Source organism: Spirosoma gilvum, assembly GCF_054776815.1.
In genome coordinates, this window is record NZ_BAAHBH010000003.1 from 716,908 (window position 1) to 732,740 (window position 15,833).

12 protein-coding genes are annotated in these 15,833 nt (G+C 42.0%); 4 read left to right on the forward strand and 8 right to left on the reverse strand.

The window, feature by feature from the left end; all coding sequences use genetic code 11:
• Positions 1–118 precede the first annotated feature (118 nt).
• On the reverse strand, positions 119–4,006 hold the full coding sequence (locus ACYVFD_RS11220) for a beta strand repeat-containing protein (RefSeq protein WP_461090110.1): 3,888 nt from the start codon (positions 4,004–4,006) through the stop codon (positions 119–121).
• Between the two features lie 358 nt (positions 4,007–4,364).
• On the opposite strand from ACYVFD_RS11220, the gene ACYVFD_RS11225 reads away from it, so the two are divergent.
• Both ACYVFD_RS11225 and ACYVFD_RS11230 read left to right on the forward strand, forming a co-directional pair.
• Positions 4,365–5,393 (forward strand): glycosyltransferase family 9 protein, encoded by a 1,029-nt coding sequence (locus ACYVFD_RS11225; RefSeq protein WP_461090111.1) that lies wholly within the window; start codon positions 4,365–4,367, stop codon positions 5,391–5,393.
• Complete coding sequence (locus ACYVFD_RS11230; RefSeq protein ID WP_461090112.1) at positions 5,390–6,502, forward strand: glycosyltransferase family 4 protein; 1,113 nt, start codon at positions 5,390–5,392, stop codon at positions 6,500–6,502. The genes ACYVFD_RS11225 and ACYVFD_RS11230 overlap by 4 nt, the downstream gene beginning before the upstream one ends.
• 20 nt (positions 6,503–6,522) lie before the next feature.
• On the opposite strand, the gene ACYVFD_RS11235 is transcribed toward ACYVFD_RS11230, so the two are convergent.
• The 6 genes from ACYVFD_RS11235 to ACYVFD_RS11260 are packed head-to-tail and all read right to left on the reverse strand — an operon-like array spanning position 6,523 to position 13,034.
• The gene (locus ACYVFD_RS11235) at positions 6,523–8,079 is read right to left on the reverse strand and encodes a B12-binding domain-containing radical SAM protein (RefSeq protein ID WP_461090113.1); all 1,557 of its coding nucleotides are present in this window, start codon (positions 8,077–8,079) and stop codon (positions 6,523–6,525) included.
• On the reverse strand, positions 8,027–9,127 hold the full coding sequence (locus tag ACYVFD_RS11240) for a radical SAM/SPASM domain-containing protein (protein ID WP_461090114.1): 1,101 nt from the start codon (positions 9,125–9,127) through the stop codon (positions 8,027–8,029). The genes ACYVFD_RS11235 and ACYVFD_RS11240 overlap by 53 nt, the downstream gene beginning before the upstream one ends.
• Positions 9,128–9,133: 6 nt before the next feature.
• Positions 9,134–9,808, reverse strand: a complete 675-nt coding sequence (locus ACYVFD_RS11245; protein ID WP_461090115.1) for a methyltransferase — start codon at positions 9,806–9,808, stop codon at positions 9,134–9,136.
• A 6-nt stretch (positions 9,809–9,814) separates the two neighbouring features.
• On the reverse strand, positions 9,815–10,627 hold the full coding sequence (locus tag ACYVFD_RS11250) for a class I SAM-dependent methyltransferase (protein WP_461090116.1): 813 nt from the start codon (positions 10,625–10,627) through the stop codon (positions 9,815–9,817).
• Between the two features lie 60 nt (positions 10,628–10,687).
• Positions 10,688–12,112 (reverse strand): B12-binding domain-containing radical SAM protein, encoded by a 1,425-nt coding sequence (locus ACYVFD_RS11255; RefSeq protein WP_461090117.1) that lies wholly within the window; start codon positions 12,110–12,112, stop codon positions 10,688–10,690.
• 10 nt (positions 12,113–12,122) lie between these two features.
• Positions 12,123–13,034: a hypothetical protein gene (locus ACYVFD_RS11260; protein WP_461090118.1), complete on the reverse strand. Its 912-nt coding sequence runs from the start codon at positions 13,032–13,034 to the stop codon at positions 12,123–12,125.
• 487 nt (positions 13,035–13,521) lie between these two features.
• Between ACYVFD_RS11260 and ACYVFD_RS11265 the strand changes: the two genes are divergently transcribed.
• Positions 13,522–14,484: an alpha-E domain-containing protein gene (locus tag ACYVFD_RS11265; protein ID WP_461090120.1), complete on the forward strand. Its 963-nt coding sequence runs from the start codon at positions 13,522–13,524 to the stop codon at positions 14,482–14,484.
• An 83-nt stretch (positions 14,485–14,567) separates the two neighbouring features.
• On the opposite strand, the gene ACYVFD_RS11270 is transcribed toward ACYVFD_RS11265, so the two are convergent.
• A complete protein-coding gene (locus ACYVFD_RS11270; protein ID WP_461090121.1) occupies positions 14,568–15,341 on the reverse strand; it encodes a hypothetical protein in 774 nt (257 codons plus the stop codon).
• A gap of 178 nt (positions 15,342–15,519) precedes the next feature.
• Here ACYVFD_RS11270 and ACYVFD_RS11275 point away from each other — a divergent pair, with 178 nt between their 5' ends.
• Positions 15,520–15,822: a CHAT domain-containing protein gene (locus ACYVFD_RS11275; protein WP_461090122.1), complete on the forward strand. Its 303-nt coding sequence runs from the start codon at positions 15,520–15,522 to the stop codon at positions 15,820–15,822.
• Positions 15,823–15,833 lie beyond the last annotated feature (11 nt).

Here is a 15,833-nt window from a genome sequence, read left to right on the forward strand (position 1 = left end):
TCCTGTACTTACGTTATTCGATCCCATTTAGGAAAGAAGTTTACTGAAAATGGTTTACTGAATCTATCGTTTGTATAAGCCCACTAGTAGTAACACTAAGGCCTGTGCCATTGCTACGTCAATTAGTCGGCACAAGACAAGTCTGTGTATTAAAGGTAAACGAACCTGAGCCGCTTTGGCTAACCACGGTGCCGGTGGCTGTCGTAGGTGTATTTCCATTGCTATCCCAGTAGGTAGCCGCCGTAGTACCAGGCCCCTGTAGGTGTAAAGTGTGCGAAGCCGTTGCTGCTCTTGCCTGAAAATTTCCGACTTGTAAGGGCGATGGAGGAACCGGAGAAACCACATTATTCGCCACACGTGCGCACATTGTATTCGTATACGTACTACTCGATGCGCCGGAAATAACCGCTATATTATAAGCGGCTGTATTCGATGCGGGCATACTGAGGTTGTTGTTCATAATCGTAACATCCATTCGGCCTGCTCCCTGTCTTGCCTGAGCAACAATGTCATAATCTAGCGAGACGCCTGTGACTGTATTACTCAGAACTTCGGCTATGTGGCTTGTATTATTCTCCTGAGCTGTGAGCCGTATGCCCGAGCCCGAGCCACTCAGTGACGTAATGACATTATTGTTGATACGACCTTCCATGGTTGAGTTACCCATGGCAAACGTATTAACGACATTAATAAGGCGGGCTTTAAGATTCGGATTGTTTATTATCTTGTACTTCAGGGTACTCGTGCCGTTTGAGACAATATCCAATCCAGCACCGCCCACGCTCTCTGGGTCAATTGTACAGCCAGATACCGTAATATTCCCGATCGAACTGTTTTCGGTTATAAACTGAATACCATTGGTTTTGTCCCGTAGAAATGAACAATTGGTGATACTCAATGTCGTATTGGATGTACCGAAGCTCGACATTTCAAATCCATCCGCACCTACCGCCGACGTTTGCGTATCGTTAAATGAAGAACCCGCGACAGTCATGCTCAGTGTTTTACTCGTGTTATAAATGACGGCACCGCGCACGGCCGGGAACGTAAGTGATGAGTTGGTTATCTCAGCCGTACCGAACAGATTTAACGCATATAAGCCGCCTTCTTCAGTTTGCCCGCCTGCCCCGGTTTGGGTTAAGGTGCTGTTCTGTAATTTGAAGCCACTTACTTCCCGGACGTTAATGCCATTCTGGACAGTGCCCGTAATGTCTACATTATCGAGGGTTGCGTTAGTAACAGTATTAAGGTGAATAGCCGCATTACAGCCTGTATTATCCGACGCACCACAGGGACTGGCATCGACCATGTTGGCGTTGGTGAACTGCATGTTCTTCAGTGTGATACTTACTGATGATTGAATACTTACTCCTCGATTTGTAATATTTTGAATGGTTCCACCCGAAGCGTTTGTTGTGCCTGTTCCGGTGATAGTCAGTCCTCCGCTCGAACCCGTATTGTTGAGCACAATCCCATTGGCGGCTCCATTAGCGGCTACACTCTGGAACGTCAGTCCACTGGCACCAATGGTTGTATTGACAACGTTCAGCGCTGCTCCTGTTCCACTACTAATCTTATTGCCCGAACCGTTCACATTCACTATAAAGGTCCCCGTAGCATTGAAGCCTATACCACTAGTGGTTGTCAGGGTAAGACTGCCACCCGTGAAACTGACCGTCCCGCCGTTGTTGGTCAGATCAATGGAATTGGCTGTGCCCGTATTGGCGGTAATGGAATTACTAAAGGTTGTTGTGCCGCCCGACTTGGCGTTGATGTCTATAGCCGTGTTACTGTTATTATCCTTTCGGATGGTACTGCCAAAACTTACCGTAGGCGAACTGCTATCTTCCCGGTAAGCCACTCCCGACGGATTGGTGATGGTCGTGGAAGGAAAGGCAAAAGTACCTCCTGAGCCATTCGTGATATCGATCCCGGCATCCCCCCCGTTTAGAGTCGTCGTGCCATTGAACGTATAGGTGCCGTCCGCATTGTCGAACTGAAGACCAGTTCCATTCGTGGCATTGAGTGTCCCTGTCTGGAAAAGAAGCGTACCTGTATGGCCACCCACCACATTGACCATGGGGGCATTGTTGGTCTGCGAGAGGTTACCACTATAGGTCACACTCACCGAACCCCCATTCACACTAAACGAGGAGCCGCTAGCCCCGCTCAATACACCCGCGTTGATGCTAAAACTGCCCGTTAGGGTAGTCAGCGCGATATTGTTAGTGCCCGCCGTAGAACTCACCGAATTGAAACTTCCTGAGACGGCGCCTGTATTGAGGGCCAGAGCCTGCCCCGCTGTGTTGATGCTCAGGTCGGCCACCGTTACCGTGCCGAAGTTGTTGCCCACCAGCGCGTTAGCCGAACCCGTGCCTATCGTCAGCCCCCGCACCGTGTTGCCCGAAGCTAAACTGACACTATTGCCGGAGGCATTGCTGATAGTGGGGGCGGTCTGGCCTGTAGCAGGCAAGCTGGCACTGCCCGGAGCCAGCGTGATGCCCGCGATACTGGCCAGACTGGCTGTAGCCCCCGCTCCAATTAACTTCTGCGTGTTCAACAGGCTCACCCCACCCGTGTAACTGCCCGGGTATAGGAAGATGTTGTCTCCCGCTGCCGGGTTGTTGCCACTCCCATTGTTCACCGCCTGGAAAGCAGCCAGTGTATTAAATGGCCGACTCAGGGTGCCATTCCCCCCGGCAGCAGCCCCACTGTTTACAAACCAGGTCATGTCCTGAATGGTGAGGCTTACTACGGCCGAGGAAGGCAGGTTGAGGCCGTTGTTGGCTGTGTAGGTGAAGCTGTCCGCTCCCGTATAGCCCGGTGGGGGCAAGTAGACGAAACTTCCATCCGATTGCACCGTCACGGTGCCACTCTGAGCGGTGGTAACGCCCACGCCGACGTTGGCCGTTGCGTTGTTGACCGCACTAACCACCTTCTGATCGCCCGTATCATTGACCAGTAATCCCGTACCGGCCAGTTGGGTATTGCTTACGTTGCCGGTGATGGTGTAGGAATTAGCTACGGCCGTAACGGGTGTACCCACCCGAACCGTGACGATGGCGGCATCCGTGGGGGGCGTGTTGGTAGCGGCCGTATAGCCGAACTGATCAAATCCAACGAAGCTGCCGGTAGGGGTGTAGGTGAAGGTGCCATTGGTCTGCATGAGGACCGTAGCCCCCTGATTGGAGGTGGCGGTATTTGACCCATTGGCGACTACGCTGGCAGGATTGGCTGAGGGGCCAAAGGCACTAACCGAGGTGGATGGCAAGCCAAAGTCGTTGGTCAGCACGCTGCTGCCATTGAAGGGCGTGCTAATCAGGCTTGTATAGCTATCCGGCCGGGCGAGGGCGGAGGTTTTCAGACTACCACTGACCAAGGTCGTATTGGCTGGCGCAGGACTGGTCAGGTTAACTCCCGTAGCGGTCGCGTCGCCAGAGTTGGTAATGGTCGTTGTATAAGTAAGTTTATCACCCGGGTTGATCTGACCATTGGCGTTGTTGTCACCGGTGAGTGAGACCGACAGGGTGCCCGTTATATTGGCGGCCTGGGGTACCAGTAGTTGAACGCTGGTTAAGGCCACGTTTTGCGATGCGCTTTGCCAGCGCAGAAACAGGTCCTGCCTCGGCTGAAGTTGTAGGCCAGTAATCGTGATCTGTCGCTGTTGGCTGGCAGGAGAACCTCTATCAGCCGTTGGTACAGTTGTCCACAAAAGCCCATCTGTTGACCAGTCGAGCGTAAGTGATGTATCAGTCACTAGGCTAGAAGGGAGCTGGAACTGGACCGACAGGGTGGTAATTGGCTGTCCGGCATCATTCCGAAAATGAGCTGTCAAACTCTTTCCATTCGGTAACCGGCTCCAGTTTGCCGGTAAATTATCGACTGTGCTCATCGGTGAAAATGACTGGACAGCAGAACCCGAAGCGGGAATGCTACGTTGCGCATTGGCTGAAAATGCAGCAAGCAGTAAGGCAATCCCCTGTGAAATGAGTAGAGGTTTAACCATGAACTCGAAAGGTTATTGAAATGAAAAAGTCAGTAACGAGGAACTGTTGTTTACACTTGTATTAATTGGAAGAGCAAGTGTTCATAGAGTGGTAGAAGGATAATCAATCAAATATATAAAGTAGAATATAAATTAAACAATTTTTAATTGTATTAAATGGTTGAAAAGTTTACTATATGTAACTAGGTGTTTTGTGATATATGAGGGATTAAGTTAAATAGACAGAGCTGCAATCGAGTAAGGCTCAGTTTGAGAGGCATAGACGCTTATTTATCCTACACAGGGTAAAGGACTACCCTGTAATTGCATCAACTCCCTGGAAAATGCTTATCTTAACTGATTCATTAGGCAAAGCTAAATGCGCGACAGGCCCGTAAGATATAAGCGATGGGAAGGTAAACAACCCCCTGACCGCATCTTAATCATTCGCTTACAAGCCATCGGTGATGTCATTATCACCTTTCCCTTTGTTCAGCAACTAAAAAATCAATATCCATTCACCAGCGTAGATTTTCTGACGCGCGCTGGTCAGGTAGAGGTTGTGGGGAATTTGCGGGCAGTCGACGAAGTGATCGCCTTCACAGATGCACAGAAAAGCTGGAAGCAATTACTAAGCTTACTGAGCTTGCTCCCAAAGCTATTAGTTAAACGATACAGTGTCGTGCTAGATTTGCAGATGACGTCCTATACCGCGTTAATCCGAAAACTACTGTTTCCCAGGGCCTTTGCTGAGTTTGAACGGTTTACGGCCTATACAGCGTCTGATAGAAATTTACAAGCGATAAACGCAAGTGGCTTACTGGATAGGTTTGATCATCCGTATCTTCAGTTGAAAGCAGACGATAATGCGCGGGCCATTCTGGTAGAAGGAGGGTGGGATGGTAAGAAGAAACTAGTAATTATTAACCCCGCAGGTGCATTTTCAAGTAGAAACTGGCCAGTAGAAAACTATAGTCAATTCGTACAAATCTGGTTAAGTGCTTATCCCGATTATCAGGTCATCGTATTAGGTACCTCGAAGCTAGCCGAAAAAGTAGCGCTGTTGCAGAAGTCGCTGGGTCATGCATTAATCAACCTGATTGGCCGAACTACGCTAGCCGAAGCCTTGAAAATTGTGGCTAAAGCCGACTTTATGCTATCTGAAGATTCTGGGTTATTGCATATGGCATGGGCTTTAAAAATACCCAGTATTGCTTTAATTGGCTCTACAGATAAAAATAGAAGCGCACAAAATGGTAGCCATATTGTCATCTTAAATTCAGATGATTTGCCTTGCGGTAATTGTATGGAAGCTACCTGTAAGTGGAATAACGTACCGCTTTGTCTTAGCCGATATTTGCCTGAGCAAGTTGTTACTATCGCTGAACAATTAGTACTACACAGATGAAAAAAAAGATTGCCTTTATTATCAAAGGTGGGGTAGGTGTGGGGTTTAAATTAGAGGGCTGTGTTTGGCTGGTTGAATTATGTGAATATATGGCTAAAGAATACGATTTGACTGTATTCTCTTTTGTTAAGGTCGATGATCAGTACCAGCCTAAAGGCTATAAAATCGTCAGTGCTCCTTCTAACAGTAGTGGAAGTACTATTTGGCAATTAAGCTATTTGATGTTACAGTTCATAAAGCTACACCGCCTGAAAAGATTTGACTTAATTCATGGATTCTGGGCCTACCCATCTGGACTAATGTCCTTAATGACCAGTAAACTGTTCAATATTAAATCTATACTAACATTTATTGGTAGTGAAACAGCTAATATTCCAGACATTCAATATGGGCTTTATCGGAACAGATATAAAAAACAGCTTATCCAGTTCATAGCTGCTCATGTGGATTGTATTGTTGCTCAAACCCAAAATCACGCGAAAAGAATCAAAGAAAATACACGATACAAGCGATTGGAAATTATTTCATTTGGAATAGATAACGGCAAATTCCCTGTTGCAGAAAAAATACTATCCAACCCTTACCAATTTCTTTATTTAGGCGATATAAACAGAGTAAAAGATTTGCCAACACTGCTCAGGACATTTAAGCTAATTAGTTCGCGAATAGAGGCTAAATTAGATATCGTTGGGCTTGACACACTAAAGGGCGAAATACAGGAACTGGTAAACGAGTCGGGCTTAAGCGATACAGTCAACTTCTACGGCCGCCAGTTGAATAATGAGCTAACCCCGTTTTTGCAAAAGGCGCATTTTTTATTGCTTACATCGCTTTCGGAAGCCCATGCGCTGGTAGCTAATGAAGCAATGGCTTCTGGCGTAGTTGTATGCGGAACTCGCGTAGGTATACTTGATGATTTGTCAGGTGAAATTACAACGGTGGTTGATGTAGGTAATGCTGAGGGTTTAGCGAATAAGGTATTTCAGCTAATCGAGAATCCTCAGAAATACCAGGAGCTTAGAGATAAAGGGATACAATGGAGTCAAGAACATGGACTGGAAAGTCAATGCGAGAAATATAGCCAATTGTATATGGAATTACTCAATTAATTTTGCCCGCTATTTATAAGCTATTGCATAGTTGCCCCTTCAATTTCAGGTTGCCGATACTTAAGCCAGAACTTCTGTAAAAACTTTAATTCTAATGGAAATGAAAAAATATTATTTTTGTACCTAAACGATGACAATCTAGAAATAAGGTTACGCTGATTTTGAGTTAGTTTAGCATCCTGAACGGTGGGGTAATAGGCATTTAATACTACTTCGAAGTTTCTAATTTTATTAATCATTTTGGCTGTTAACCAAGGCGTAAGTGGGTTTTTTCGTAAATCAAAGCTTTTCCATTCCTGCTCTAGCCAGTCGTCTAATTTTTCGGGAAAATGAAAACCTGTGGCTTTCACTCTTTCGTATAAATCACTGCCTTCAGTAAGTACCGGGCTATAGACATAAATAATTATTTCTGTATTTGAATTAGCTTCTTTTATTTTTTTTATAAATTCTATTTCATCGTCAATCATTTTCATCACGGCTTCGTCTGTTTCGGCAGGGAAACCTAATACAAATGAATATTCGGGAATAATACTGAACTTACCCATTCGTCGGGCAAATCGTACCATTTGATCAGCCGTTTGCGTACCTCCTTTATCAATCGCTTTAAGCGTATCTTCATTACCTGATTCTGCACCAAAGAAAATCATTTTGCAGCCCGATTTTTGCATCAGAGCCAGCGTATCGTCAGAAAATTTATCGACGGTATCAATCCGGGCTTCTCCCCACCAATTTATTTTTTCAGGTTCGACTAACTGGCAAAACTCCCGAATACGTTTTTCAGAAACAAAGAAATTATTGTCGCAAAACTCTATAGAATCGACTCCGTATGCGTCTTTAAGGTATTTTACTTCCTGATAAAGCCGCTCGGCCGAAAATCCTTTCCAACGGGCTTCGAAAATAGGGACAATTCCACAGAAAGAGCAGGTGAACGGACACCCAAAACTACTATGGTACAAAGATGTTTTTCGCCCCAAGTGTGTTTTGCCAAAGTAAGATTGTACAGGATAAAATTTTTCAAGTTCCTGATAGGGCAGCCTGGGCAGGTTATCCATATCAATAGTTTTTACTTTATGCGTAACAACTATTTTACTGTCTTCTCTAAAAATTAGATTATCAACCTGATGAAGATTTAAGTTCTGCTCCAACGCATCCAGTAAAGCTGGAAAAGCCAGGTCGCCAATGCCATTCACGATAAAATCTACATAACCAGATTCTATACAAACCTTATATTGGTTTGAAGCAAAATATCCTCCCCAAATCGTTATAATATCTGGATAGTCGTGTTTAATCTGCTTGGTAAACGGAATAGCCTGCCGAAGCTGCGGTCCGGGCATTACAGTACATCCGAAATAGCGAAAGCTACCCGTATCTAAATAATTTTTTATTGTCTCCCATGAATCTTTTTCACGATTTCCATCGACAATGACAAATTCATAGCTACCATATACAGACGCAGCAACTTGTAATATTGATAGTGGGATACGAGCTTTATATTTGGTGACAAACGGATTGAAAAGCAGTATTTTATTTTTTCTTTCCATAGCCATTAAATGCGCTACAACATCTGCTACAGGCATCGAAATAACCACCAGCCTGCATAATGTCAGTTCTAAATTTGTTGAATGTAGCAGAGTTCCATATCTGCTTTAAATTGTTCTGGTAAATGTTACCTACGGTTAAATTATAGCATCGTCCATGAGAAGGTATAACACTCCCGTCAGATTTAACCATTATATTATTAAATACATCATGACAGTATCGGCCCAGCAGCCTCTCAGGATGATTATAATAACTATCCAGTCCTTCCGAAGAGGCTATTTCTGGGCTGAAAAAAACCTTAAAGGGATAAGTAGTTTTTTTAATGTAATTAATATTAGCTAATAACTTATTCAAGTCTAGTTTAGAAAAATCTAACTCCTGAATATTACTAATCGTTGCTTTATAGAGATCACCATATTTTATATTATGAATTTCAGCTATGTGCTCATCAGTAAATTGCGTATGCATGAACCCGACTTTATAGATATTTTTAGTTTTGAAATAGTCCAGAAAATCAATCATACAGTCAATATTCCATTCGGTCAATGCGTAGATAAGCGTAATTTTAGGGCTATTTTTTAGCGAGCTGATTAATTCAATGCCTTCTATTGCTTTCTGAAATGACTTTTTATTCCCTCTGATTTCATTGTGAATATCCTGCGTCCCATCAAGTGAGACAAATAATTCATTTAGACCTGCATCGACAAGCTGCTGTGCTTTTTGTTTCAGGGTCAGTGCATTTGTGGTTACCGTAGTATATAAACCATGGGTATTTGCATAAGCTAACGACTCAATTAAATGGGGATAAATCAATGGTTCAGTAAAAGCATACCCAATTTTGGCTTTCGGAAAGTATATGGCAGTTTGATTGATAATATCTTTTATCAATTCGAGAGGCATATTTAGCGGTGTTGTTCCCACTAAATTTTGCGCGAATGTTGTATTCAGACTTTCTGTACCCACATCGCACATTTTGCAATGCAGATTGCAGATGTTATTGACCCCCAGGACAATCCACTTAGGTGAAAAAAAGTTGTGTTGTGGATACACTCGATGATTGAGCGATTGTATTTTTTGAATAAACATTGCTCATTAACGGCTAGAGGTTATTGTGAAAATATAATTCCATTCACCTTTGATCTTTTGCGCTACTGTTTTCTCCCAGTTCAAATTTGACTGTATTGCCAACTGGCTAATCTTATCGATATGACAATCTTCCGAGAGTACCATAATAGCGCGCCCATCCTTCGACAGGAATGAGGATAGTTGGGAGAATAGTTTCTGAAAATAATCAAAGTTTTTTCCACAGTACCAGGCCAGTTCTGCTTCTGACTGCGCATCTTGGGGATAGTAGGGAGGATTAATGACAATTAAATCGAAAGGAGTATATGTTATATCGTCAAATAAATCCGAATGTATTACTTCGATAGTGACTTCATTTAGTTTGGCATTTTGCTGAACAGCTTCACAGGCTTTTAGGCTGATGTCTGAGGCTGTAACAAATGCATTGCGTTTTGCCATTGCTACAGCTAGTAGTCCTGAGCCTGCTCCCAATTCCAGAGCTCTGAAATACTCAATCGTTAATGTATTGATATGATTAAGTAAAAACTCCGTACTAAAAAATAGAGTTGGGTGAAAAACACCGACGGGTATGTTTATCTTAATTTCGCCTATTTTTACTTGATGATCTTTCGATAAATAGAATTTTGTGTATGGAATCCACACCCATTTGCTAATTAGCTTTTTTATTTTCTTATCGAAATACATAGCAAATTATTTCTTTTGCAATGTTAGGATATAATAATCACCTATTCTATTTATTGGATAATAATCCTTTAGGGAATTTTCCAGCTTTTTTGCTATCTTGTATAACGTCGGATGCTGAACTGGGAAACTCTCTATATACGAAGGTGGAACAATTGTGCAAAGTCCTTCTAAGCTGACAAATCTAAAGTCATTTTTTAAGTAGTTGATAATTGAGGATGGTTTATGATACCAGCATAGAAAATCTACACCTTCTATACGCGCCTTCGCTCCTTTTTTGCTAAATAATCTTCGGAAGGCCATGCGAAAATTGCCTGTAAATACTTGCATAAACTCCCATAGGCAAAAGGGCGTTATAATCACTAATGTTATATAACCGCCTTTCTTTACTATACGTGGGAATGTCTCTAACACGTGCTCCAGGTTGTTGGCGCAGTTCAGACCACCAAAATTTGAGAAAACGCCATCGAACGGGCCCTGATCTGTGAGGTGATTTAAGTCAGTAAATGAGAGTTTTTCGACCGAGATTTTTTCTTCTAAACCTGCGTTTTGAATTTTATTCTTCAATTGATAGAGCATCCCTTCTGATAAATCAGTGGCATGAACATGATACCCTTTTCGAGCAAAATAAAGTGCATCATCGCCTGTGCCGGCATTTAATTCTAAAATTGAGCTGCCTTTTGTCAGGTGTTTTTCTAGGCTAGTTCTTGTACGTTCGCGTTTGTATTGAATAATGATATTTTGTCTGTACAGTTCATCGAAGATAATAGATTGCTTATCAAAGGCTTTTATAGTAGCTTCAGTATTTAAATCAGTATCCATGTTAGTAAGATTAAGTAAATATCTTTCCTGGTTAACGTATATGGGCTTTATTCTTATTGATTAGGATTTAGGCAGTAACAAGGGTTTCATTTTGAAGATGCAGAATTGCTCCCTTAGCCAAAGGTAGGGTAATTTTACAAAGAGGGTCGCTGGCGTTTTTTTCCAGTTTTTTATAAGGCGCTCTTTTCTATGAACCCAGTGTGTATATTGATGAAGTAAGCGATAGAAATGAGCTGGGTATTTTGCTTCATACATAACAGCCAGATCATCCGAGTCTTCCCAATTCTGCTTTTCCTGTAATTGCGTTTTTACTTTGTTATAAAAACCTGTGCCTGGCAATGGGTAGGAAACAGAAATACCCAAATCATCGGGTAAAAGTCTTTTTACCATAGCCAGAGTTTGTTGGATATCTTCCCACTCTTCACCCAAATAACCATACTGAAGAAAAAAGGCCACTTTTACCCCCTTATTCTTTAATAGCCGAGTTGATGCTTCAATTTCAGTCAGTGTGATTCCCTTGTCCATGGCGTCTAAAATTTTTTGAGAACCACTTTCTGCACCAATCCAAACTTCGTTAAGTCCAGCGTCGACTAATTCCTGTATGCTATCTTCCTTCAACAGTAAATCAGCTCTTGACTGAATTTTTAATTTTGGCTTCAGCTTTTTCCTTGTTAGCGCTTCCTTAAATTCATTAACCCAGCCTGGTTTAAGGCCGAATATGTCGTCACATATCCAGAAATGTACGGCTCCTTTGCTCATTAACAGGTTAATTTCATCGACTACCTTCTGTGGTGAACGAGAGTTATAGCGGTTTCCATAAATAGGTTTAGCACACCAGTTGCATTTAAAAGGGCACCCTCGGGTAGTGGCTATATTTAATGAAAAATACCCATGCGCTCCTTCCCAAATAGTTTTATAGTCTTTTAAATTAACCAGGTCCCAGGCTGGCATTGGGTATGTATCCAGGGCAGGAAGAGTATGCAATCTTGGTACTACTATGGTTTGTTCTCCTTTTTTGAAAGCAACTCCCTGAACACATTCCAGGTTAGTTAACTCCATTTTTAATAAGTCGAGCAGTGTTTGTTCGGGCTCACCCAATAGGACAACATCAGCCCCCGCCTGAAGATATTTATCGTAATGGTCGGTAGCATCGGCGCTGTTTACAAGTACTTTACATCCGGCGGCCTTGCCCAACCGAATAAAGTCCAGACATGCCTCTCGCATCACGCTGAGGCACATTTTGCTTAGGTAATTAAAATTGTCGTCTAGTATAACCAGATAGTCTGGTTTATAGGTACTTAGTTTATGGCTAATTTCTTCTGGAGACTTAATGAAGTTTGCGTCGAATACATCAACCTCAAAACCTGCCTCTCGAATAATGGCTGCTGCTAATATCGTTCCATAAGGAGGATACGGCTTTTGTGCTTCCCATTGCTTTTTGTCGAAGCGGTAGAAATAAGCATTAGTAAAGAGTATTTTTTTCATGGCTTACCTCTTAAATTTTGTTCCGCTCAATCTTTAAGAGATATTCTTTCATTATTTTAGGGTATTTGTCAGTTATGTGGGATTTGGCCACATGTTTCTGTAAGTCAATATAATACTGTGGTTGTTCAAATAGTAATGACTTAAACTTACGTCTACGTTTTCTGATAGAATAATTTAATAACCAGCTATCAAACCAATCGCCAAATTTATTGTTGAAAAAATATTCTACTATTTTTTGCGTTAACGGCTGCGATTTAGCTATATCAATGTCAATATGGTTGGTATAATTAGGGAAATATTTATTTGTCCATTTATTTTCTTTCTGCATAGTTTCATAGTAATGATAGCCTAATAAAGGAATTAAACTTTTTATTTCTATTGCTGTATAAAGACTCTGCTCATCGATATACAGATGGTTAACGTCTACTAAGTAATTATAACAAAAAAACTTTGAGCTATTTAACAGTGCTATTCTTCTGAACATACTACAGCAAAAATGCGCAATCCATAAACGATTTGCTGCCGTAATAATAAAATAATCAATATCGCTGTTTTTGTCTATACAATTTTTTGAAATTGAACCTGATAAAAATACTCCTCTTATATACGGGAAATGCCTAATGATTTTTATGATTAATTTGGCGGTTTTTAGATATTCTTCAGATCTCCTATTGCGTAACTTTCTTAATTGAATTATTTTATAATCTTCATGCAATGAGTAAAACTCTTCAAATTTGAATAACTTTTTTTCTGCAATTAGATTTAATAATATTTTGTCAAGTTCACAGTGGTCTATTATACCACGATCGTATATTTCCTGCTTGGTAAGCGGGTAGTTGAAAATATCAGAATAGGCTAATATATTCAGTATTGCCTGTTTATTATTTTCAGAAGTAGCTATTTCGTCGCTTAGTAAGTTCATAACCGTTTCTTGTTTAGGTTCAGGACACAGGCTTGAGTGGAACGGTTCTGGAATTGCTAGCTTATTTCATATCTAAGTAATATAATATCTAATATAAAGCCAATAAGCGAGTAGGTAAATAAAAGGTGTTTTTCTATTTTATAAATACCATAGTATTTATAGGAAATTTGATTTCTAAATAGTTCTACCTGATACCCTTCAGAATGTAATATGTATCGAAAAGTGTTCATAAGAGTAAAAGCTTTATTTATTCATATGGACAAGAATTTCGCCATATGTACCTATTACGGTACAGGTATAATGATGGTTGCGTTAAGGTGAATTTTAATCCTTTGTATCGGATAGTAGATAATTGAACCCGAGTGTAGCTGCTAATTTTAAATAATAATTTGGTTAAAGTACCTTCTTTTGTATTAACGTCTTGATTAATCGGAGTTGATCCCTATTTTTGTTGGTAATACCCGGATTTACCCCAACTTTATATGTTATGCTGAGTCGCGTTGCTAACTCTGTTTATTGGATGCACCGCTACATCGAACGTGCTGAAAACTACGCCCGTTTCATGAGTGTGAATTTCAATCTGGCTCTTGATTTGCCGCCCAATGTTAACCAGCAATGGGAACCTTTATTGACCGCAACGGCTGATAATGAGTCATTTAAAAAGTATTACTCAGAGCCTACACGCGAGAATGTTATTCAATTCATGACGTTCGATAAGCGCAACTCTAACTCGATAGTGTCGTGCCTGAGCGATGCCCGCGAAAACGCCCGGACTATACGGGAGGTGATCTCAAAAGAGATGTGGGAGCATTTGAACACGTTTTATCTGATGGTACGGGATACGTCGCCCAAGCAGCAGTGGGAGCAGTCGCAAACGCAGAATTTTTTTACAGAAATTCGGAATAGTATTCAGCTATTTTACGGAATTATCGATGCGACAATCACACGTAACGAAGCCTGGCACTTTGGCCGATTAGGGCGTTTTTTGGAAAGGGCCGATAAAACCTCCCGGTTTCTGGATGTTAAATACTTTACGTTGTTACCCGAAATAGAGTTGGTTGGCTCCACAATTGACTTAATGATCTGGTCGGCTGTGTTGAAATCTGTTAGTGCGTATAATATGCATCGTCAACAGTATCGTTCCTTAACTCCGGCTAGTATTGTTGAATTTCTGATTTTAGATAAAATGTTTCCACGGGCAGTGGCACACTGTATCCGCCAGGCTGAATTATCGCTTTACGAAATTTCGGGAAATAATATTACCCAGGGCTTTGGCAATTTAGCCGAACGTAAGCTGTCTAAGCTAAGAACCGATATTGAGTTCACTGAAACCGCCGATATCTTCAAAACAGGCTTGCACCAATACCTTGACAACTTCCAGACGCGCACGAACGCCATTGGTGATGCTATTTTTCAGACCTATTTTGATTTGAAGCCCATTGAAGTCTAATGATTGAATGATAGAATTGTTGAATGATTGAAAAGCTAACGCTTAACCCTATTCAATCATTCAACAATTCTATCATTCAATCATTAATAAAAGACTGGGAACGTCAGGGCTAAATAAGCCATGCCAGCTCGGTGGCGGAACCGATTATTGTCGGCAATGACATCACGGTTCTCGGTTTTTGTTTCGGTGACTAGCCATTGATAACCCAGCTTGACAGCCAGGCGTTGGGTAAGGTGAACACGGGCAAAAACTTCAGTGGCCAGGGTTCCTACATCGTTATCGCCTAGCAACCGCACATTAAAGTGGCTTGGCGATGACTTCTGGAATACGTTGTTACCCTGGAAATATACGTTTACGGAATCGGCTCCTGAAGCGGAGCGAAGGGCAAATTGGCCAGTTGAGGATTTATAACGACCTATTCGCGATTTCCCGATAGCTAACCCCAGTAGATCGGCGCTGGCTCCTAATTCAACTTTACCCAGATTGATTTGCGCCCGAATGCCAATATTGAGCGAAGTCATGCTTACGTAATCGTAGCGGATGGTATCAATGTTGTTTTCAATAAGTGGAGCCCCAATAGCCGCGAAGCCCGATTTGCCACGGGTCAGGCGGGCGGGGGCCGTATAGTAATTAAGGTTATCGCCATAAAATGCGCCCAACCGTGCTGTCCAGCCCAATGAAAATAATTTTCGTTCGCCCACATTGAGCATTTGATAGTAGGCAATTGATGGATTATAATGGTCGGTTGCATAAGCCATGCCCACATCATACCCACTACTAAGGCGAGCAGATACCGGCGACTGAGCAAAACTACATACGGAAATTAGGAACAAAAGAGGGGTCAGTACTTTATTCATGTAGGGAAATCCGGCGGTTCGAATAGTGAATTAAACAGTGTTCTTACATAACAATATAAGAACGTTAAGAATGTTATTTCTTGGTTATCTTAGTCTTATCAACCCAACACTGCTTCCTTTGTTGGCTTAAACTTCGACAAATTATACTGATTGTTGATTATTTACTCACATAGACCCCTTGCACTATGGAGCGTTTATCACTGATTTGTTTTATCAACAGCTTCTGAATGGGCTTCCAAAAGATGTAGCCCTCCAGCAAGCTAAACTGGAATTCTACCGAACAGCTTCCCGTTCGGACCAATTACCCAGTCAATGGGCTGGCCTTATTCTGATCGGTAAGGCTGATCCACTCCTTAATTCCTGGAAATGGATTTGGTTGTTTGGGGGTGCTAGCGTTGTTGTATGTATGGTATTGGGGAGGAAATGGTGGCGTGGTAAAGGAAGTACCGTAACTAAAGAACGATTGAACGAATCGACTTAATTTACGGTACT